We start from the raw sequence: 20,955 nt of genomic DNA, 5'->3' as shown, positions 1-20,955 counted from the left end.
AGAGCGCCCCCCCGTGAAGCAACGTCCGGGTGGGCTCGAATCCGAGCTGTTTTCCGAGGGTTAGGCTGGCGTTAGAGTCCGCTGCCATGCGTACCTTCTTCTTCTCCGTTGCCATCGTCGCTGCTCTGCTGGGCGCGACTCCCGCTCGGGCGCAGTTCGCCAATCACAGCATCGGCGTCTCGCTCGGCTACATGGACTTCAAGCGCACCGCGGGCCTCGAGGGCACTCCGTTCCTCGGGATTGACGCGAGCCTCTACATCGAGAGCGGCTTCGAGTTGGTGTCGCTCACGAAGATCATGTTCCCCCGCTCCGTCGCCGACGATAAGCGCGTGGTGGGACTGGCCCCCTCCCTGGGCATCCGCTACCTGTTCATGGAGGAGTCGATCCGGCCCTACATCGGTTCGGACATCAGCTACCTGGTGGTCCTCAAGAACACGACGAGCAACTTCGTGGGCATCGGGCCCAACATCGGCGTGGACTACTTCGTCAGCGACACCGTGAGCATGGGCCTGCGCGCGCAGTACAACTTCTACATCGCCCTCAACGAGAAGACGCAGAAGTCGCTGACGGCCTCGGCGGGCGTGGCGGCGTACTTCTAGTTCCTGCGTTGCGCGCCGGGCGCGGCAGCAGGGCCGTGGCCACCAGGAGCGCCCATTTCTCGTCCGAGAGGTGGGCCGGCTTCTCCATCGCCAGGGCATCTTGTAGCCGCGCCCCGAGCGCGGAGAACAACCGGAGGCGGGCCTCGATGCCCAGCTCCTCGCGGCGCACCGCGGCTGACAGCACCAGCTCCCGCTCCTCGGTGGTGAGCCGCTTCACCCGCGAGACGAACAGCGGATCCGCCAAGAGCCCCTCGTCCCCCGTGGTGCCCAGCGCCGAGGGCACCTTGAGGCGCCGCTCGCGCACGACGATGGTCCCCGCCAGCAGATCGCCCAGCCGCTGGTTGGCGCGCGAGGCCATCGCGGCCACGCCGCCCACCAGATAGAAGAGCGGCAGGCGGTCCACCGGCCGCGCCAGGTTGCGCAGCGCCGCGTGGTAGAACCCGATGCGCACGCCGCTCTCCTGGATGACGCGCAGGCCCATGATGCGCTTGCCCACCGTCTGGCCACTCCACACCGACTCCAGCGCGATGGCATAGCCCCAGTCGATCAGGAAGTAGACGACGATGGCCATGGCGCTCGCGAAGCCCGGGAAGACGACCATCGCGAACTGGAGCACGATGAGCACCGCCCCCGTCCCGACGAGGACGAGCAGCGCGTCCAGCAGCCAGGCGAGGAAGCGCGAATAGACGCCCGCGAGCGTGAAGCGGAATTCTACGTATTCAGGAGTCAGCACCGTGTGGGTGCCGTCGAGCAGGGTATCGCTGGCGGGCGTCACCGGACCAGTGTAGGGCAGCCGCCGCGCGCCGTGGCGGTCCACGGTGTCGATGTTCGTTCCGAGCACCCCGCCCCTGGAGGGGGGCCGGGTGTTATTCCCGGCTGTCGGGGTGTTGGTCTATCCTCCCAGGACTCCCGTACCCGTGGCCGCCCCGACCCCCTCATCCGCCTGGAACCGCCGCATCGTGCCGGCGGCCGCCTTCCAGTTCGCGCTCATCGCGGGCGTGACCCAGTTGAAGACGGCCGCCAACGCGTTGGTGTTGTCGCGCTTTGAGTCCCAGGCCCTGCCGTATCTGTACCTGCTCGGGGCGTTGATGACGGCGGCGCTCACCATGCTGCCCCGGGCGAGGCCGTCGTCCGCCACGGAGTCTCCCGGCCTCCTGACGGGCCTGGGCGGGCTCATCGCGCTGGGGCTGGCCGCCGCGCTGTCCACGGGGCAGCGCATGCCGGCGATCGCGCTGTACCTGTTCGCGGACACGTTCAGCACGTTCGTGTCGCTGCGCTTCTGGGGACGGATGGCCTCCGCGTTCGATGCGCGCGAGGCGCGCCGGGCCTTCACCGCGCTCAATGGTTTCGCGATGGGCGGCGGCATCGTGGGCGGTCTGCTCGTGCAGGGGCTGGCGCTTCCCCTGGGCACGCCCGCGGTGGTGGCCAGCGGCGCGCTCAGCCTGCTGGCGGCCGGAGCCATCTTCCATCACCTGTACAAGACTGCGCCCCCGCCTCCGCCGCCCGGTACGCGCCCGCTGGCGGCTTCGTTCGCGGCCTGGGGCTATCTGGCGCAGAGCCCGTACGCGCAGGTGTTGGCGGCGCTGGGCATCGCGTTCGCGGTGCTGTCGTCCTTCGTGGACTACCTGTTCCGGCTCCGCGTGGAGGGGACGCTGAGCGAGGACGGGCTGGCGGCGCTCTTCGGGCAGCTCCAGCTCTGGATTGGCCTCTTCTGCGTCGCCTTCCAGCTCTTGGCGGCGGAGCGCCTCCTCAAGCGGCTCGGGCTGCTCACGTACTTGTCCTTGGTGCCGATGGTGCTCGCGCCACTCGCCATCGCCACGCTCGTCACGCCGCGCCTGTGGCCCGTGCACCTGTTGCGGCTGGTGGAGACGGCCGTCAGCTACTCCATCCTTCCGGTGGGCATCCAACTGCTCTACGCGGCGCTGCCGGATGGCCACCGTGAAGGGCTTCGCAGCGCGGTGGATGGGCTGCTGCGCAAGGGCGGCGTGGTGCTGGCGGGCCTGCTGCTCATCGGCGCGGGGCGCGCCGCCAATGGTCTGACCATGGCGGTGGCGGTGGTGGCCCTGTGCGCGGCGCTCGGCGTGCTGCTGCTCGTGCGCCTCAAGCCCGCGTACGTGTCCGCGCTGGGCGAGCAGGTGGGCGCGCACGAGGAGGAAGACGTCGAGCTGCGCGGCGAGGAGGAGCGGCTGCTGGTGGAGTCGCTCAACGCCAGCTCGCCCGAGCGTGTGCTGCGCGCGCTGGACATGCTGACGCAGGCGGAAGTGCCGCTGCGGGCCCACTTGCCCGCGCTGCTGCGCCACCCGCACGAGCGGGTGATGGAGCGCGGCGTCCAACTGGCGCTGGACCTGGACGCGCGGGAGCTGGCGCCCACGTTGGAGCGGTTGGTCGAAGAGGGGCCTCGGCGCCCGCGAGACCTGGCGGTCTGGGCCCTGGCGCGCCTGTCCCCGGAGCGCGCCGCGCGACTGCTGCCGCCCTTGCTGAGCAGTCCAGACGCGGGGCTCCGATGCGCGGCCATTGGCGCGCTCGTGCGCACCCAGGGGAGCGCCGCCGCGCTGGAGTCCTTGCAGGAGCTGCTGGCGCGTGGCGAGCAAGCGCCCGTGGCGGAGCGGCGCGAGGTGGCGAAGCTGCTCGGGCGGCTCAAGGACACGCGCTTCGCGTCGCCGTTGTCGCGCTACCTGGATGACATGGACGTGTCCGTGCGGCGCGTGGCGCTGGCGGCGGTGGGGGAGGGCGGCTACGTGGAGCTGGCTCCGCGGCTCCTGCCGTTCCTCACGTGGCGCGAGGAGCGGCGCGCGGCCCGCGAGGCGCTCGTCGAGTTGGGAGACGCGCTGACTCCCTTGCTGGAGCTTCAGCTCAACAACAAGGGCGCGCCCCTGGCCATGCGGCTGCAACTGCCTCGCGTCCTGCGGGGCATCGGCTCCTCGGCCGCGCTCAACGCGCTGCTGTTCTCCAACGTCCGCGACGACGCGAGCCTGCACTTCCGCATCGGCGCGCAGCTGTCTCGACTGCGGGATGAGCACCCCGAGCATCCGGTGGATGTCGAGCGCGTGCGCGAGGCGCTGGGCCGCCGGCGCGATGCGTACCGGCAGCTGGTGGGGGTGTTCCGCGATGTGCGCGCGGCGCTGGGGGACCGCTCACTGTTGACGCGCGCGGTGGGAGACCGGCTCGACCAGGCGCTGGAGTTGTCCTTCTTCTTGCTGGGACTCCTGCATCCACCGCAGGCCATGCGCCGCATCCACCAGCACCTCGTGGGGCACGACGGCCGGCGCCGGGCGTACGCGCTGGAGTTGATGGAGAACCTGGTCGACGAGGCGGACCGCGAGCTGGTGATGGAGCAGGTGGAGGCCCATCACCGCGAATTGCCGCCTGGAGCGCCGGGCCGACTGTGGCGCAGGCTGGCCGCGCTGGTGCAGAGCGAGGACGTGGTGCTGCGTGCGTGCGCGCGGCACGTGGCGCGGTTGAACGGGCTGGATGTGTTGCCGCAGGAGGGTGACTTGAGCGACCGCGTGGTCCAACGGATGTTCGCCCTCGAGGGCGTGAGTGTCTTCTCGCAGAGCGACGTGGATGACATCGCGGCCATCGCCGCCGTGGCTCGCGAGGCTTCGTTCCGCGCGGGAGAGCGCATCTACAGCCAGGGCGACCCCGGCGACGCGCTCTACGTCATCGTCGATGGCGCCGTGGATGCCCTGCGCAACGGCGAGCACGTGCTGCGCTTCCAGAGCAAGGAGGCCATCGGTGAGGTCAGCCTCCTGGATGGCGCTCCGCGGCCCACGGACATGGTGGCGGCGCTGGACACGCGGGTGCTCGTCATCGACCGACGAGACTTCCTCGACCTCTTGGCGGACCGGCCGGAGTTGCTCACCGGCTTCTTCCGCTCGGTGAGCCAGCAGTTGCAGAGCGTCATCGACCTGCCCGCGCTTCGCGAGGCGGGTGGACGCCTGGAGCTGGGCACCCAGCCGGCGGCGGCTCAGCCCGCCCCGACGGCTCAGGGCGGGGGGGGGCCCTCGGGCGGCACGACTCCCGAGGCGTAGGCGGCTCGGCGCCTACTCCAGCGTGGCTTCGGCCGAGGAGATGGCTTCGGGCGCGATGGGCTTGCTGGCGTTCTGCGCCACGAGCAGGTGGGCCGAGGAGACGGGGATGAGGGGCCGGGTGAAGAACTTGAGCGGCGGCACCGAGCCGACAAACCGCACCAGCGCCAGTCCCGCGTAGGACCAGGGCAGCCGCTCCATCGCTGCCATGGGGGAGCGGACCTCCTGGGTCAGGCGCCGCAAGAGTCTCCCGTAGGCGCGTGGCAGCCCCCACCGAAAGCCGGGCACGTGCGTGGTGACCCAATCCCAGCCACGCAGGAACCAGGGGTCCCTGGGCGTCGGGTTCTCCCAGGCGCGCGCGCTCTTGGCCGTGGTGTAGACGCACAGCCACCAGAGTCCCCAGAGCGAGCTGAGGGTGGTGAAGACCTCGTGCTTGAACGGGAAGGGCGCCGCCACCAGCGCGGCGAAGGGGAGTCCTACGGCGAAGTGGAGCAGTGCGCGGATCCTCCGCTTCAGCTTGCTGCGCAGCCACACCGTGTTGAGGCGGACGCGCGGCGAGAAGTCGTCGTCCTCGGGAGGGACTCCGGTCAGCAGGCTCGCGTCGCGGGCGATGGCCGTGTGGTAGTCCCGCGACAGCGCGAGGACGATCCACTGCGCGATGTGCATGGTGCCGAAGAGCGCGGCCCAGAACGCGAGGCTCCCGGTCGTGAAGCCGTGCGAGGGCGGCTTGTCGATCCTGGCTTCAAGGGAGTTCGCTGCCGCGTTGATGGCTTCATCCAGGTCCGCCCCGTCCTCGTTGTCGTCCTCGCCGTCGTCCGAGTCGGCTTCGGGGGCTTTCGAGTGGGGGCGTTCGTCGTCGGCGTTCGCGTGTGGCGGCGCCGTGGACGGGGCGGGGAGCGCTTCGCCCTCGAGCGGCGTCGCTCCGGCCTGGGGGCCGTGCGTGCCAGACGCGTCGTGCTCCTGTTGCGCGGACTCCGCGGCGGAGCGGGTGGCCTCCTGGACCAGCGCGCTGACCGCCTGTGCCAGCGCGAGCGGCGAGCCGCCATCCGCCAGGGCCTCCGCCGAGCGCTGCGTGGCGAGCGCCGCCGCCTCCAGCTTGGGGTCCTTCGCCTGGGCGCGGGCATGGGCGCGCTGGCGCAGGATCTCGGCCCGCTTGCGCTGCTTCTCGACCTGCGCCTGGATGTTCTTCCGGGGGACGTCGTCGTCCGAGTCGTTGTCGCTGTTGTTGACGCCCGTGAAGACGAGCGCCACGAGCAGCGTCGCGGCTGTCTGTGTCAGACAGACGCGCAGGTAGCGGCGCTGCGCCTCCGGGGTGCGCAGGACCTCACGCACGATATGGAAGGGCAGACTCAACCCATGGACGAACTGCCGCAGCCAACCGCGCGGCGTCTGGCCTCTCCAGGACTGGAAGTGACCCGCTCCATCCCGCACCTCAGCCCAGAGCTGCTGGGCACGTGCCGAGACGTCTCCGTTACCTCGTAAATGCCTGGAATTCTTGCCTTCCGTACCGGCCATCGCCCTCACGCTACCATGCCTTGAATGTGCTAAAGGCGGTGCCGTGAGCCAGAAACTTCCTCCCTTCCGTCCGTCCCGTCGTTCCCCAAGCCAGCCTCGGCTGTCGTCCGGCGCGCTGGTCCTCGCCCTGGGCGCGCTCGTTGGCTGTGAGAAGAGTGCTCCTCCGGCACCGCCTCCGCCCGCCGCGGCGCAGGCCGAGGCGCAGGCCAAGCCTACGGTTCCTCCCGAGGTCACGTTGCTGGTGACGGGGGGGGCGTGGGGGCAGCTGCTGCCCGCCGATGGCAAGGGTGGCGCGGCTGAGCTCATGGGGCGCTGGGTGACCGAGGAGAAGCACTGTCCGGGCCCGCTGAAGGATGGCCAGGCCTCGTGCCCGGACTCCGGGACGCTGGCGCTCGCGACGGGTGACCACTGGAACGGACCGGCCATCTCGTCCTTCTTCCTGGGCGCCCCGATGGCCGAGGTCATGGGCCACATGGGCTATGCGGCCTCCGCGCTGGGCAACCACGAGCTGTCGTTCGGCAAGGAGCCCTTCCTCAAGAACCGGGCCGCGGGCGGCTTCCCGTTCCTGGCCGCGAACCTGAAGGTGAAGGACGCCTCGCTGGCGGGTGACCTCTCGGTTCCTGCGTTCCAGGTGTTCGAGCGCCGGGGCTTCAAGGTGGCGGTGGTGGGCATCACCTCGCCGAAGACGGTGCGCACGGCGATGTCCGGCCGCGCCGAGGGCCTCGAGGTGACGCCGGCCGCCGACGCGCTGGCCGTGGCGATTCCCGAGGCGCGCAAGGCGGGCGCCGACGCCGTGGTGGTCGTGGCGGACCTGTGCCCCACCGAGCTGGAGGCCGCGGTCGCGAGCCACCCCGAGTGGAAGCTGGCGCTCGTGGCCGGTGGCCGCTGCCATCAGCCGACCGAGCCCAAGAAGGTGGGGGACACCACGTTCGTGTCCCTGCGCCGCGGGTTCGAGAACTATGCGCGCACGCGCATCACCTTCGACGCGGCGAAGCCCGCGGGCGAGAAGGTGAAGGCCGCGGAGACCCAGGTGGTGGACGTGGCCGGTGGCACGCCCGACGCCGAGACGGCGAAGATCATCGCGGGCTGGAAGGCGAAGATCGACGAGGTCCTGGGCCAGCAGATCGGCTTCAGCAAGGCGGGCATCGCGCAGGACTCGCCGCAGATGGCGAAGTGGGTCGCGGGCTCGGTGCGGGACGTGCTCGGCACGGACGGCGTCATCCTCAACAAGGGTGGCATCCGTGGCGCGCTGCCGGCGGGCCCCATCACCCGCGGCACCGTCTACTCGGTCATGCCGTTCGAGAACTCGCTGATGACCGTGAAGCTGAAGGGCTCGGACCTGGTGTCCCAACTGGCGAACCCGAACGCGCTGCTCGCGGGCTTCACCGCGGCGGGCAAGGGCAAGTTCAAGGACGCGAAGGGCAAGGCGCTCGACCCGAAGGCCGAGTACACCGTGGCCACCGTCGAGTACCTCTACTTCGGCGGTGACGGCTTCGAGTTCGAGAAGTTCGACAGCGAGCCGACCGAGACGGGCATGGCGTGGCAGACGCCGGTGGTGGACTGGACGCAGAAGCAGGCGACCACCGAGGCCAAGCCACTCGAGAAGCTGCTGAAGTAGCCAGCAGCCTCCCTTGGGGATTCCTTGGGAGGCCCGTTGCACCCGAAGCGCCGGTGGGTTCCCGAACTGGAACCCCCGGCGCTTCTTCGTTGCGGAGTGCGCGAGACCGCGCGGGCCTCAGGGCTTCGCGGTGGTGGGCTTGGCGCAGGCCGCCGCGTACTCCGCGCGGCGCTGCTCCAGGACGCCTCGGAACCTGGCCGACGCTCGCTCGTGAATCATGTCCACGGCGCGCTGCTGGATCGCGAGTGCCTCCGGGCAGCGGTGGGACTGGAAGAGCACCGCCGCGTAGGTGTCCAGGATGGCGGAGTCCCCTGGCTTGAGCGAGACCGCGCGGGCCGCGGCGGCGAGGCCGCGCTCGGGGTGCGTCGTGTGGGCGTAGTACCAGGCGAGGCCGTTGTGGGCGGTGGGGCTGTTGGGGAGCAACTCCACCGCGCGCTGGAAGGCCTTCTCCTGCTCCTCGGCGTCGCCTCCCGCCGCGAACAAGGACTCCGCGAGGAGCAACCACGCCCGTCCATCCTCGGGGTGCTGCTGAACGAGGGGCCTGGCGCGCGCCAGCCGCTGCTCGGGCTTATCGAGGGTCTCCGCGTACATCTGGTTGGCGGTCACGTTCGTGGGGTCCTCCTTCAGTGCCTGGGCCAGCTCTCGCTCGACGAGTATCTGGGTCTCCTGGGGCGTGCGCTTCGAGGGCGCCAGCTCGAACAGGCGCGCTCGGACGGTGTGCACCTCCGCTGGCGTCATCGGGTGCTCCTCCACCTGGGAATTCACCGCGGGAAGCGGCTGGGTGAGGACAGCGTAGCGACCAATCTGGATGTAGTTCGGAAGGCCCTCCCCCGGGTTCGGCACGCCCTTGAACGCCGCGCTGTAGGCGTTTCGCGGCTCTTCGCCTCGAGCCAGCCGGTTCTCGAAGTCCGCGAAGCGGTCGCCGTGCTCGTTGATGAGGTAGTGGACCCAGAGCCAGGCCGAGGCGTAGTGCCGCCGCTGCTCCGCTGCGTCGAGATCGGTGTTCTTGTCCCAATCCCAAAGCTCCTCCACGCTCAACCAGCCGTGGGCACGCAGGTAGCCCACGTTGCGCAAATCGACGCGGCCGAGGACCACGTCGCGGGTGCTCGGCTTGATGGTGACGGTCTCCAGGTACTCAGCCAGTCCCTCCGCGAGCCAACGCGGCTGGCGAGGCAGCGCGAACGCGCTCAGGTAGTGCGCCAGCTCGTGTGCTTGCGTGGCCTTGTCCCCCGACGTGTCCGCGAACAGGTATCCACCCGCCCCGGTCATCACCATCGTCAAGCCCGTGGAGGTGGTCGCCACGAATCCGCCCACCTGGTCGTGGGCGAACTCCCGCAGCTCGTCGAGGTTGCTCACGAGGATGACGTCCAGGGTTCCGGGCGGATCGAACTCATCGCCCCAGGCGAGGAGCAGCGAGCGGCGGAACTCCTCCATCTCCACCGCGGACTTCGCCGCCGCGTTCGACTCCAGGTTCGTCTGGACCCGGAAGTGCTGGCTGCGCACCTCACGCCAGGGTCGGCCTCCCTCCTCGGGACACAGGGCGCGAGACGTCGCGCAGCCGGACGCCAGTGCCACCATTCCCACCCACAGCCAGGTCGAACGCCAGGTCATCCGTGGGTTTTCGCACGAGGTTCGTGCGAGACGGAAGGAGCACCCGGATGCGGTAGACTCGCGCGCCATGGAGATGGCGGAGTTCATCGAGTCGCGCCGGCCGCGCTGGCAGAAGCTGGAGTCCCTGCTGGACCAGTCGGAGCGCGGCGGGTTGCGTGGCTTGAGCCTGGAGGACGCCCGCTCGTTGGGGAGGCTCTATCGGGCCGTCTCCAGTGACTTGCTCTGGGTTCGCGCGCGCAGCGGCTCCGCGGACGTGAGCGCCTATCTCAACGACCTCGTGGGCCGGGCGTATGCGCTCACGTATCCGGGACAGCGCCCGCGGTGGGCGGATGTCTGGAGCTTCGTGTCGCGAGGCTTCCCAGCCGTGCTCCATCGCGAGTGGCGCATGTACGTGGCCGCGGTGCTGCTCATGCTCGCGGGGGTGGGCTTCGGCTACGTGGGCATGCTGGTGGACCCCGACGCCGCGCAGTACCTGGTTCCCGCCGACCACCGCGAACTCGATCCTGTCGCGCGCGCCGACCGCGAGGCCTCGGGCGAGGGCATGACGGTGCAGGACCAGGCCCAGTTCTCGTCCTTCCTCTTCACGCACAACATCCAGGTGGCCTTCTTCTGCTTCGCGCTCGGCGTGACGCTCGGGCTGGGCACCGCGGTGATGCTGTTCGTCAACGGCCTGTTCCTCGGCGCGCTCGCGCAGGTGTACGCGGCCAAGGGATTGGCGGGCTGGTTCTGGGCGTGGATCCTCCCGCACGGCATTCCCGAGCTCACCGCCATCTGCATCGCGGGCGCGGCGGGGTTGGTCATCGCGCGGGGAATGGTGGCGCCTCGGGGCCTGTCTCGCCGCCAGGCGCTCCGGCAGGAGGCCATCACCGCGGTGAAGCTGCTGTTCGGAACGCTCGCGTTGTTCGTGTTGGCGGGCTGCATCGAGGGCTCCATCTCGCAGATCCACCCGCCGAGGCTCTCGGTGGCGTTCAAGATCTCCTTCGCGCTGGTGGTGGGCGCGGGCGTGTACGCCTACCTGTTGTCTGACGGGCTGCGCGGCGCGAAGGCGGAGCGCGCGCGGAGCTGAGGGCGTGCCGTGTCCGGACAGGGCGCCCAGCCCGTGATAGGACCGCCCGCGTGCCCGAGTCGCCTCGCCTGTCCCTGCCTCCGCTGCCCGTTGCGCCGGAGGTCGTCATCGAGTGCCCGCGCTTCTCGTTCATGAAGCGCCGCTCCGACGGCACCGTCGACTTCGTGTCCCCCGTGCCGTGCCCGTACAACTACGGCTCCATCCCCGGCCTCGTGGCGGACGATGGCGACCCGTTGGATGCCATCGTGCTGGGCGCTCGGCTGCGCCGGGGAAGCCATGTGCGCCTGCGCGTCGTCGCGGTGCTGGGCTTCATCGATGCGGGGCGCGGAGACCCGAAGGTGGTGTGCAGCGCTCAGGACATGAGCCGCGTCCAGCGCCTGGGGCTGGAGGCGTTCTTCCGCATCTACGCCATCTTCAAGCGCGTGCTGCACCTGGCGCGCGGCAACGCCACGGACACGCGCTTCGTGGGGTGGCTGCCGCTGCCCGAGCTGCGGGCCGAGGGCGCTACAGGACGCCTCGGGCCTTGATGTCCAGGTAGCGGTTCACGGCGGCCAGATGCAGCTCGTCCGGCTGGACGTCCAGCATCTGCACGCCGCCCTGGCTCACCCGGGCCTTGAGCACCTCGCGGTCCGCGAGCAGCTCCGAGGCGACCGCGTGCTGGAAGGCCTCCTCCGCGCTGGGCGGCGGCGTGGCCAGCAGCTTCTGCAGCGCGGTGTCCTTCACCGACAGGCACAGCGGCACGTGGCGCCGCGCCAGTCGATGCAGCGGGGCCACGAGCGTGGAGGACTGCTCCTCGTCGAGGAAGTCCGTGAAGACGCACAGCAAGCTGCGCCGCGTGAGCCGGACGTTCAACTCCTTGAAGAGCGCCAGGTAGTCCACGTACGTGAGGCTCGGCGTGACGGAGTAGAGCGCGTCGACAATCTTCCGGTACTGCCCGCGCCCCGCCGCTGGCGGCAGGTATGTCTTCACGCCGTCCGCGAAGACGGCCAGTCCCACGCGGTCTCCGTTGCGCACCGCCACGAAGGCCAGGAACAGGGCCGCGTTCACCGCGTGGTCCAGCTTGGTGAGCCCGTCCACCCGCGCGGCCATCGCGCGGCCCGAGTCGACGCAGATGAGCAGCGTCTGCGAGCGCTCCGCCTCCATCACCCGCGTGACGGGCTTGCCTCGGCGCGCGGTGGCCTTCCAGTCCACGTCGCGCACGCTGTCGCCTTGCGCGTAGTCCCGCAGGCGCGCGAACTCGCTGCCGCGCCCGTCGCGGCGAAGTTGCCGCAGGCCCAGGTTCACCAGGTCCAGCGCCGCGCCGGACAAGAGGAGCCGACTGGCACCGCGCAGGTCCGGGTAGACGGAGATGCTCTGGGCGGACGGATAGGTGCGCTCGTGGAGCATCAGCCCCAGGGGACCCGCGACGCGCACATGCACGTCGCCGAAGCCGAATCGGCCTCGGCGCTCGGGCGTCACCCGGTACATCCAGCGCGTCTGGCTGTCGGGCGCGAGGCGCAGCAGGGCGTCCTCGGGAACGGCGGTGAAGGACGCGGGGACGTCGTCCTTCACGTGCGCCACCACCGGGCGCTCCGAGCGCAGCACGAAGCGCAGCTCGACCTTGTTGGGCACACCGACGTTGAGGCGCTGCGGGAGGGCGCGCTCGACCGTCAGGCGCACCCGTCGCGCGAGCCCCAGGTCGAGCGCGGCGAGCGCGAGCGCCACCGCGTCCATGGCCAGCACCGCGCCTCCCAACCCCGGGAAGAAGCCCGCCGCCGCCATGGGCAGCGCCAGCAGCGCGAGGAGCGCCCACAGGCGCCCGGTGGGAATCACCGCGGGACCTCCACGCTCTGCACCACCTCGCGCAGCACGTCCGAGGGCGTGGCGCCGTCCAGCTCCGCGTCCGGCGACAGGAGCAGGCGGTGCTTGAGCACGGGGCCCGCCAGGAAGCGCACGTCGTCCGGCGTGACGAAGCCTCGGCCTCGCAGCGCCGCCAGGGCCTTGGCGGCCAGCAACAGGTGCACGCCCGCGCGCGGGCCGGCGCCCAGGCGGATCCGACTGGAGGTCCGCGTCGCGGACACCAGCTTGCGGATGTAGGCCAGGACGGGCGCCTCCACGTTGACCTCGCTCAGCGCCGCACGGGCCGCGAGCAAGCCCTCCTTCGTCACCGCCGGGTTCACGCCCGCGCGCGCCAGGTCGCCCGAGTCGAAGCCTCGGTGCACCGACGCGAGGATGGCGTCCTCCTCGTCAGGGGCGGGGTAGCCCACGTCAATCTTGAGCAGGAAGCGGTCGAGCTGCGCCTCGGGCAGCGGATAGGTGCCCTCGGACTCCACCGGGTTCTGCGTGGCGAACACGGTGAAGAGGGGAGAGAGCGCCAGGTGGCGGCCCTCCAGCGACACGCCGCGCTCCTGCATGGCCTCCAGCAGGGCGGACTGCGTCTTGGCGGGCGCGCGGTTGATTTCATCCGCCAGCAGCAGGTCCGTGAAGATGGGGCCGCGCACCAGCACGAAGGACTGGGACTTCAGGTCGAACACGCTCGTGCCCAGGATGTCCGTGGGCATCAGGTCCGGCGTGAACTGGATGCGCTTGAAGTCCGCGCTGACGCTGCGCGCGAGCGCCTTGGCCATCAGCGTCTTGGCCACGCCCGGCACGCCCTCCAACAGCACGTGGCCGCCCGCGAGCAGGCCGCACAGCATCAGCTCCAGCGGCTCGTCCTGACCGACGACGGCCTTGCGCACCTCGGCGAGCACGCCCTCGCGGATGGCGTGGGCCGCCTGCACGGCGGAACCGGCCGGGACGAAGGAGGGGACGGGAGGGGTGGCGTTCATGGCGTACCAGTGAGGGGCCGGGAGTCCCCGGCCGGGTGGATGCGCTCACGCACGCGGGCGGCATGCGCGGCGAGGTGCTGGAGGGCGGTGTCGGTGGTCGCGGAGGAGGCGGCATTCGCGACGGCCAGGAGTCCCTGGGCCAGGTCCTCGCGCCCTCGCGCGGAGAGGCCCTGCGAGACCGCGCGCGCCGGCGACTGGGCCGGCATCCCCGCGTACAGGGCGAGCTGTTGGGTCAGCCCTTGGGCGATGAGCCCGGCCGCGAAGGCGTGGTGGCGCCCCTCGCGGTACAGCCGCCCCATGGCGAAGAGGGCATCGGTGGAGCCCACGCGCACGGCCTCCGCGGGAGGAAGCGGCCGGCCAAAGCGCTTGAGCGACACGGCCCACAGCGCCACGCCGAGCAGGAGCTGCGCGACGGCGAAGTGCAGGCCATACCGGCGCGCGAAGTCGATGATGGAGCGCTCGTTGGTGAAGCCGTGGTGGTACTCGTCGAACTCAATGGGGCGCGAGCCCATCGCGGCGAGCGTGCTCAACCAGAACTGCGCGTTGTCCGCGCGCGCGAGGGCCTGGTTCATCGCCAGTTCGGGCGCGCCGAGGATGAGCACCTGTCCCTCTCCATGCGGCACGAGCGCCGCGACGGGCCGGTCCAACCGCTCGTCGTCGAGCACCGGGATGGCGTCCTCCGGCAGCCGCAGATACGCCTGCACTCGCGCTTCCACGCGCTCCACGCCGCGTGTGTAGGGCGTGGGCATGGCCGGCACCAGCGTGCGCATGGGCAGTGAGGTGTCCGCCTTGTCCAGCGTGACGTGGAGGGCGTCGAGCAGCGCGTTCTCCTGTGAGCCCCACGGCACGTACACGAGCGTGCCACCCGCCTCCACGCTCGCGAGCAGCTGCTTCAGCTCCGCGGCGTCCACGGGGTGGGCGCGGTACGTGTTGAAGCCCGTATGGGGCGTCTCTTCGTCACTCAGCCCCGCGTCGTTCTGCGCGGCGAGCTGCGTCTGGTCGGGGTCCTGCTCGTGCGCCTCGTTCATCTCCACCGACAGCAGCACCAGCGACGCGGGGCCGTTGAGGAGGCGCAGGTCCGACATGCGGCGGACCACCGGCAGGCCACTCTCTTTCGCGAGCAGGAACAGCGCGCGCGTGCCGTTCTGTTCCGCGCGGTAGGTCGACAACGGATCCGCGAAGCTCGCGCGCGCGGCGCTCCGCACCAGGAGCGTGCCCAGCACCGCCGTCAGCAGCAGGGCCCCGATGACGAGCAGTGGGAAACGGTCACGCACCGGAGACCTCCGGCGCTGGCGCGAGGAAGGGGGAGGTGAGCGCGCGGAACTCGCGATAGCCCTCGGCCCCCACGGCCGTGTTGCCGTACCACGCGAAGTCGAAGCGGTACGTCAGCTCTCGGAAGGAGGGCTTCCACTCCGCGCGGCCCCGGAAGGTGCGCAGGTAGTCCCAGTTGCTCAGCGTCACGTCGTACAAGATGGCGCCGTCGCGATGGAGCCGGGACAGCAGCGCCAGGTAGAGGCTTCGCACCGCCTCGCGGTATTCGCCGCGCGCGGCCAGCTCGTCCGCGAGGTGGGCCCAGCTCTCGGGCGGCCGGGACAGCGCGTTCTGCGTATTCGCGGCCTGCGAGTCGGTGGCGTTCGCCGTGACGTCCAGCGCGCCCTCGGCATCCTGGGGTGTGCGCGAGCGCAGGGTGCGGATCAGCACCCACGCCAGCACGCACAGCGTCGCGCCGACGAGCACCACCACCAGCCCGTTGGCCATGGTGTCTCCGGACACCCACGGCGACATGGGGATGTCGGGCGCTGGGGGCGGTTTCTGGCGCTTGAAGAACTCGTTCAGCCAGTCGATGAAGCGATTGAGCCAGCCGGGAGGAGGAGGCTGCGCCGGGTCGTCGAGCTTGGGTTCGTCGGCAGGCGCGACCTGGAACTCGGGCCTCGCCAGGATGTCGCGCGCGCGCTCGGCCGCGTTCCGTGAATCGGTGTGCGGCGTCAGCTTCGCGGTGGCCAGGGCCTGCTCCAGACCTTGCTCCATCACGCTCAGCGCGGTGTCACAGTCCTCGTCGTCCTGGGCGAGCTGCTCCACACGGCTGGCGAGTCGCTCCAGCGCCCCTCGCTCGGTGGCTTGCAGCGCGTCCACCGTGCCCAGCCGCGCGTCCTGCGCAACTTCGGGGGCCTCGCAGGCGCGCGCCACGGCCTCCAGGCGCTCGCGCACGCTCGGCGCGGTCTCGGCGTTCGCGGGCGTGCCCACGAAGAGCGCGCCCACCAGCACCAACACCAGCGCGGCCACACCCGAGTGCGAGCGCGCGGCGCTCCGCGGCGGGAGCTGTTGCACGGCGGCGAGGAGATCCAACCCTTCCTGCCGCACGCGCCCATCCACCAGCAACAGGGTGGCGGTGGTCGCGCGCACGGGCTCGAACAACGCGAAGGTGATGGCCGCGAGGAACAGCAGCCAGGACGTGTTGTCCAGCGAGGCGAAGCGCTCGGCGAAGGTGAGGTCGACGCCCAGGAGCTGACGCCCGAGCAGCAGCAGGAAGTTGGCGCCGATGTGAAGGTTGAGCAGGGCGAACAGCTGCACGGTCATGAGCAAGCGCACGCCCACCGCCGTGCCTCGGGCCGGGCCGAGCAGCTGGGTGCACAAGGAATAGAGCCGCAGCGGATTGCCACGTCCGTGCATGGTCACCGCGTAGCCCACGGACTGCGCGGACATCACGATGAGCGAGATGCCCAGCGTCAGGGGCACGGTGATGACCTGGAACAGGGCGAGGTACGCCACCGCGATGAAGAGGCTGGGCGCGCGGTCCAGCGCCGCGCGCAGCGAGGGGCCCAGCGCGACCTCGGTTTGCTTCCCCAGCAGGAGCTCCTGCACATAGTGCGTGGCGGCGCCCTGGCAGAGTCCCCGCAGGAACCACGCGAGCGTGAGGCCCAGCGCCGGCAGCGCGAGCGGCAAGCCCCGCTTCACCGCGTCCACCAGGTGCAGCAGGGCGGCCACCACGGCGGCGCCGCCCGGGAGGGTGAGGGCCCACACGCCGCTGTTGCGCGAGCACAGGCGCACCGCCGCGTCCATCAGGTCCACCGCGCCTCGGGGGCGCAGCTCGAGGGCGGAGACGGCCATCGCTCAGCTCACCACGTGCGCGGCGAGGAAGATGCCGCCCCAGACGAGGGCCACGCCCACCAAGGCCAGCAGGACATGGCCCGCGCTCCAATCGCTGCGCGCGGCCGGCCCCTCCATCGCCTGGAGGCGACGCTGGAGGCAGGTGGCGCAGCGATTGATGCCCTCGAACTGCGTGGTGCACTCGCGGCAGATGACCCGCCGGCACTCCACGCAGACGCCGAGGCCGGCGCGGTCCGGGTGGTAGTGGCAGCGGCCCGAGCCCTGAATCATGGCTCCACCTTACGCACACCCGGGCCCGCCACACCACCCCCGCGAGGGGTTACAGCTCGTCGAGGAACTCGTCGTTGTACGTGTACCGCGACAGCCGTTTGACGAGCGCCTCCATGGCCTCCACCGGCTTCACGGCGAAGAGCATCTGCCGCAGCTTCTTCACCTTCTCGTACTCGCGCTGGGTGAAGAGCTTCTCCTCCTTGCGCGTGCCGGACTGGGCGATGTTGATGGCCGGGAAGACGCGCTTCTCCGCGAGCAGCCGGTCGAGCGTGACCTCGGAGTTACCCGTGCCCTTGAACTCCTCGAAGATGACCTCGTCCATTCGGCTGCCGGTGTCGATGAGCGCCGTGCCGATGATGGTGAGCGAGCCGGCCTCTTCCGTCGCGCGCGCCGCGCCGAAGATGCGCTTGGGGCGCTCCAGGGCTCGGCTGTCCACGCCGCCCGTCATGGTGCGGCCCGAGCTGTCGACTTCCTTGTTGTAGGCGCGCGCCAGTCGCGTGATGGAGTCCAGGAGGACGACCACGTCCTTGCCTGCTTCCACCAGGCGGCGAGCCCGCTCCAGCGCCAGCTCCGCGACCTTGAGGTGGTCCCCCGTGGGCCGGTCCGAGCTGGAGGCCAGCACCTCGGCCTTGATGCTCCGGCGCATGTCCGTCACTTCCTCGGGCCGCTCGTCGATGAGCAGCACCATGACGTGGCACTCGGGGTGGTTGGTGATGACGGCCTGGGCGATCCGCTGGAGCATGATCGTCTTGCCCGTCTTGGGCGGCGCGACGATGAGCGCGCGCTGCCCCTTGCCGATGGGCGAGATGAGATCCAACACCCGCGTCACCATCTCGCGGTGGCCGCTCTCCAGCTTCAGGCGCTCCAGCGGGTCCACCGACGTGAGGTCGGCGAAGTGGGGGAGGCGCGGCGCGGAGTCCAGCGGGCGGCCGTCCACCGTGTCCACCTTCTGCACCATGCCCTTGTGGCCGCGCATCTGCGCGAACGCGGTCAGGTACTGCCCCTGACGCAGCCGCAGCTTCTGCACGAGGTTCTTTGGGAGCTCCGGGTCGTCCGGCGCCGGCAAGAGGTTGCGTTTCACCTGACGCAGGAAGGCGTTGGGGCCCTTGGCCTCCGTGTCCAGCACGCCCTCCACTGGCGACAGGTTCTGCTGGGGCGCGGCCTGGCCTCCGCCGTGGTGCGGACGCTGCTGCTGCGTCTGCTGGGGCTGCCCGCCTCCCTGCTGCTGCTGCTGCTGTTGCTGCTGTTGCTGTTGCTGTTGCTGCTGCTGGGCCTGGCGTTGCCGGTACTGCTCCAGCTCCTGCGGGGTGAGGAACACCTGCACCTGCTGGCCGTCCGGGCCCGCCTGCATGCGGTACGCCTGCCCGTCCGGGGTGAAAAGCACCTGGGCACCACGGCGGCGGCGGCGGCGGCGGCGGCGGCGGCCGCTCGGCTGCCCGCCGGGGCCGCCTGCTTGTGCGGGGCCGCCCGCGGGCGACTCGCCCTCATCGGGGCCGTCGTCGCCTTCGTCGTCACCCCCGTCGTCGTCCGCGTCGTGGGGCGGAGGCGGTCGAGCCGCCGCGGCGGGCGGTGGGGGGACGCGGGGGTCGTTGTCGGGATTCTCGCTCATGAGGCTCCACGCTGCGCGTCTTGCGTGGGCGCTCCCGTAGGGAGGCCGGGGACGCCAGGATGCAGGTTGGTGGGACAGGGTGACGGACGCGGGGCCTTCGAGGAGGCCGAACCGCCCGTCCCTGGAGCACCCCGGCGGCCCGAGAGCCGGCCGGGAGGCATTCGCAACCCTAACAGAGGCCGGGGCCGGGGGCTCCCAGAATTTCGCGTTCCCGGCGTGCGTGTTCGCCGTCGGACCTCTTCAGTGCAAGGTGAGCGTGAAGGGGACCATGGCCTTGAGGCCCCCGCGCAGCACCTCGGGAGAGTCCAACCCCAGCTCGCGGGCGAGCGCGGACAAGGCCTCCGGGGGACCCGGGGGCGGGCGGGGGAGCAGCAGGCCCGCCAGCATGTGCACGCCCGGCTCTCCGTCCAATCGGGACAGGAGCCCCTTGGCGCCGCCCATCACCACCACGTCCAACTCCTCTGACTCCTTCACGCCCGCCCGCTTGCGCGCCGCGGCCTCGGCATCGAAGAGGCCGCCCATGCCATCCACGAGTCCTCGGGCCAACGCGTCCTGGCCGCTCCAGACGCGCCCGCGCGCGACCGCGTCCACCCGCGCCTTGTCCAGCTTCCGACGGGCCGCGACCTCGGTGATGAACACGTCGTAGGAGTCCTCCACCCACCGTTGCACCGCGGCCTGCTCGTCGGGAGTCCACGGCCGCCACGTGCCGAGCAGGTCCGCCATGGGGCCGCGCACCACGGTCTCCTCGTTCACGCCCAGCTTGGCGCCCAGCCCCTGGAGCGCGGGCTTGATGTAGTAGACGCCGATGCTGCCGGTGAGCGTGGTGGGCTCGGCGAGGATTTCGTCGGCGCCCACCGCGGCGTAGTAGCCGCCCGAGCCGGCCACGTCGCCCATGGAGGCGATGACGGGCTTGTGCTTCCGGGCCTCGAGCACCGCGCGGTAGATGAGGTCCGAGGCGAGCACGTCACCGCCCGGCGAGTCCACGCGCACGACGATGGCGACGACGGACGGGTCATCCTGCGCGTCCTGCAGCCCGCGCAGCACCGTCTCCGCGCCCGCGATGCGCGCCAGTCCGAACGGATCCTCGCGGCTGCTGCCCCCCGTGATGTCGCCCATCACCGGGACGATGGCGATGCGGCGGCGGTGGCCCCAGCGGTTCTCTCGCTCGTCGCGCGGGGAGTAGGTCGGATCGAAACTCGCGCCGGGGACCCACTCGGCCACGCGCGCGTCCAGCTCCGTGGCGGAGATGACGCCGTCCAGCAGGCCCGCGGCCAACGCGCGCCGAGGTGACAGCAGCCCTTGGGCCCACGCGGCGCGCTGACGCTCGGGGGACAGCTTGCGCCCGGCCTCCACGGCTTGCTCGTAGTGCGCCACCTGCGTGTCCAGGTAGCCGTTGATGGTCTCTCGCTGCGCGGGGCTCAGGTCCGTGCGGGTGAACTGCTCGGGCGCGGTCTTGAACTCGCCCACGCGCGCCACGTCCCAGGTGACGCCCAGCTTCTCCATCGTGCCGCCCAGCGAAATCATGGACACGGCCAGCCCGTTGATGGGCAGCGACGCCTCGGTCAGCGCGTACACCCCATCCGCCGAGGACGCGGCCAGGTACGCCTTGTCGTCCGCGGACAGCAACACCGCCACGACCTTCTTCCCCGCGGCGCGCAGCCGGAGGAACGCCTGCCGCAGCTCCTCCGCCGTGCCCCAGCCCACGCCGGGCAGGCCCTCCATCTTGACCACCACGCCGCGCAGCCGCTCGTCGCGCGCGGCCAGATCTAGGAAGCGCATCAGCCGCAGGTACGGGTCCGTCTCGCTGACGCCCAACAGCGCGAGCGCCGGGCTTACGTTGCTGGACAGCGCATCGTTGAGATCCAACAGCGTGACGACCCCACCGGGCGAGCGAAGGCCGCGGTAGCGCTCGCTGGACAGGCGCACGGCAATCACGTGGTCCAGCCCGCCATCGGAGCCGCCGAGCGCATACGTGAGGCCCGCATGTCCCAGGTCCAGGGTGGCGGACACCTGGAGCGCCAGGGGCACGCCGTGCTCGAAGCCGTGGGAGACCCCCGCGCCCACGCGCAGCCCCGGCGTCATCTCCGCCTGGAGCGTGTACGTGGCCTGTCCTCGGCGGAACGCGCCTTCCGTGAAGCGCCAGTCGATGCCCAGCGTGTAGCGCTCATCGAGGGGGCGCAGGCCCACGCCGAACCCGTAGCGACGCCGCAGCTTCAGGCCGTCTTCGTCCGGCGCGTTGATTTCCTGGACCACGGCTCCCAGGGACAGCGCGCGGCTGGGGCGCGCCGTGAGGCCCAGGTCCCAGGTGGACAGCCGGTCAATGCTCCGCGTGTCCGAGCTGAAGTCGTGGTACGCGAAGCCGAGCTTCAGCGTGCGCGGCCCCAGCGACAGACCGAAGGAGGTCTTGCGGTAGTTCGGCTCGCCGTGGCCGCGGATCCACTCGAGCGAGAAGCCCGCGCCCAGGCCCAGCAGCCGCGCGCCCAGGTAGACGCCATCGCCCAGCGCGTCCCGGTCCACGTCGCGCTCGTGCAGGTAGAAGAGCTGCGCGGCGTCCATGAAGCCCAGGCCCGCCGGGTTGAGCGTCAAGGACGGAGCCTCGTCCGACAGCGCGATGCCCGTGGGGGGCAGCGTCACCCCGCGCGGTGGAACGGCGTCCTGGACGATGTCGCTCGTCTGAGCCAGCGCGAGCGACGGCAGCAGCGACAGCAGGGGGAGGAGGCGCAT

At 71.0% G+C, this 20,955-nt stretch carries 15 protein-coding genes; 5 read left to right on the top strand and 10 right to left on the bottom strand.

The window, feature by feature from the left end; translation table 11 throughout:
* The first annotated feature begins 86 nt into the window (after positions 1-86).
* Positions 87-599 carry a DUF2715 domain-containing protein gene (locus KRR26_RS05170; protein ID WP_120201372.1) on the top strand — a complete coding sequence of 171 codons (513 nt, stop codon included), beginning with the start codon at positions 87-89 and terminating at the stop codon, positions 597-599.
* Here KRR26_RS05170 and KRR26_RS05165 read toward each other — a convergent pair.
* The gene (locus KRR26_RS05165; RefSeq protein WP_120202279.1) at positions 541-1,374 is read right to left on the bottom strand and encodes an RDD family protein; all 834 of its coding nucleotides are present in this window, start codon (positions 1,372-1,374) and stop codon (positions 541-543) included. The genes KRR26_RS05170 and KRR26_RS05165 overlap by 59 nt on opposite strands.
* 142 nt (positions 1,375-1,516) lie before the next feature.
* On the opposite strand from KRR26_RS05165, the gene KRR26_RS05160 reads away from it, so the two are divergent.
* Entirely contained in the window at positions 1,517-4,630 is a 3,114-nt protein-coding gene (locus KRR26_RS05160; protein ID WP_328707059.1) for a cyclic nucleotide-binding domain-containing protein, read from the top strand.
* A 12-nt stretch (positions 4,631-4,642) separates the two neighbouring features.
* On the opposite strand, the gene KRR26_RS05155 is transcribed toward KRR26_RS05160, so the two are convergent.
* Entirely contained in the window at positions 4,643-6,058 is a 1,416-nt protein-coding gene (locus tag KRR26_RS05155) for a hypothetical protein (protein ID WP_217079243.1), read from the bottom strand.
* Positions 6,059-6,185: 127 nt separating this feature from the next.
* Between KRR26_RS05155 and KRR26_RS05150 the strand changes: the two genes are divergently transcribed.
* Positions 6,186-7,760 carry a bifunctional metallophosphatase/5'-nucleotidase gene (locus KRR26_RS05150; protein ID WP_120201366.1) on the top strand — a complete coding sequence of 525 codons (1,575 nt, stop codon included), beginning with the start codon at positions 6,186-6,188 and terminating at the stop codon, positions 7,758-7,760.
* A 117-nt stretch (positions 7,761-7,877) separates the two neighbouring features.
* On the opposite strand, the gene KRR26_RS05145 is transcribed toward KRR26_RS05150, so the two are convergent.
* Positions 7,878-9,371 (bottom strand): DUF1570 domain-containing protein, encoded by a 1,494-nt coding sequence (locus KRR26_RS05145; protein WP_217079242.1) that lies wholly within the window; start codon positions 9,369-9,371, stop codon positions 7,878-7,880.
* A 67-nt stretch (positions 9,372-9,438) separates the two neighbouring features.
* On the opposite strand from KRR26_RS05145, the gene KRR26_RS05140 reads away from it, so the two are divergent.
* Together KRR26_RS05140 and KRR26_RS05135 are read left to right on the top strand one after the other, a co-directional pair.
* Complete coding sequence (locus KRR26_RS05140) at positions 9,439-10,437, top strand: stage II sporulation protein M (protein ID WP_120201362.1); 999 nt, start codon at positions 9,439-9,441, stop codon at positions 10,435-10,437.
* Positions 10,438-10,487: 50 nt separating this feature from the next.
* Positions 10,488-10,964: an inorganic diphosphatase gene (locus KRR26_RS05135; protein ID WP_120201360.1), complete on the top strand. Its 477-nt coding sequence runs from the start codon at positions 10,488-10,490 to the stop codon at positions 10,962-10,964.
* Here KRR26_RS05135 and KRR26_RS05130 read toward each other — a convergent pair.
* From KRR26_RS05130 to sppA, 7 genes are all read right to left on the bottom strand, one after another.
* Entirely contained in the window at positions 10,942-12,249 is a 1,308-nt protein-coding gene (locus KRR26_RS05130) for a DUF58 domain-containing protein (protein WP_217079241.1), read from the bottom strand. The genes KRR26_RS05135 and KRR26_RS05130 overlap by 23 nt on opposite strands.
* The gene (locus KRR26_RS05125; protein WP_120201356.1) at positions 12,246-13,244 is read right to left on the bottom strand and encodes an AAA family ATPase; all 999 of its coding nucleotides are present in this window, start codon (positions 13,242-13,244) and stop codon (positions 12,246-12,248) included. Before KRR26_RS05125 ends, KRR26_RS05130 begins: the two co-directional genes overlap by 4 nt.
* Positions 13,241-14,518, bottom strand: a complete 1,278-nt coding sequence (locus tag KRR26_RS05120) for a DUF4350 domain-containing protein (RefSeq protein ID WP_120201354.1) — start codon at positions 14,516-14,518, stop codon at positions 13,241-13,243. Before KRR26_RS05120 ends, KRR26_RS05125 begins: the two co-directional genes overlap by 4 nt.
* Positions 14,511-16,352 carry a DUF4129 domain-containing protein gene (locus tag KRR26_RS05115; protein WP_217079240.1) on the bottom strand — a complete coding sequence of 614 codons (1,842 nt, stop codon included), beginning with the start codon at positions 16,350-16,352 and terminating at the stop codon, positions 14,511-14,513. Before KRR26_RS05115 ends, KRR26_RS05120 begins: the two co-directional genes overlap by 8 nt.
* A 3-nt stretch (positions 16,353-16,355) precedes the next feature.
* Positions 16,356-16,622: a hypothetical protein gene (locus tag KRR26_RS05110; protein WP_120201350.1), complete on the bottom strand. Its 267-nt coding sequence runs from the start codon at positions 16,620-16,622 to the stop codon at positions 16,356-16,358.
* Positions 16,623-16,671: 49 nt separating this feature from the next.
* Positions 16,672-18,231, bottom strand: coding sequence for a transcription termination factor Rho (rho, locus tag KRR26_RS05105; protein WP_217079239.1), 1,560 nt, complete (start codon positions 18,229-18,231; stop codon positions 16,672-16,674).
* A 240-nt stretch (positions 18,232-18,471) separates the two neighbouring features.
* Complete coding sequence (gene sppA / locus KRR26_RS05100; RefSeq protein WP_120201346.1) at positions 18,472-20,955, bottom strand: signal peptide peptidase SppA; 2,484 nt, start codon at positions 20,953-20,955, stop codon at positions 18,472-18,474.

It is taken from the genome of Citreicoccus inhibens (assembly GCF_019039035.1).
GTDB lineage: Bacteria > Myxococcota > Myxococcia > Myxococcales > Myxococcaceae > Citreicoccus > Citreicoccus inhibens.
The sequence above is the reverse complement of the archived record's forward strand: the minus strand, read 5'-3'. Positions and strand labels throughout refer to the sequence as shown.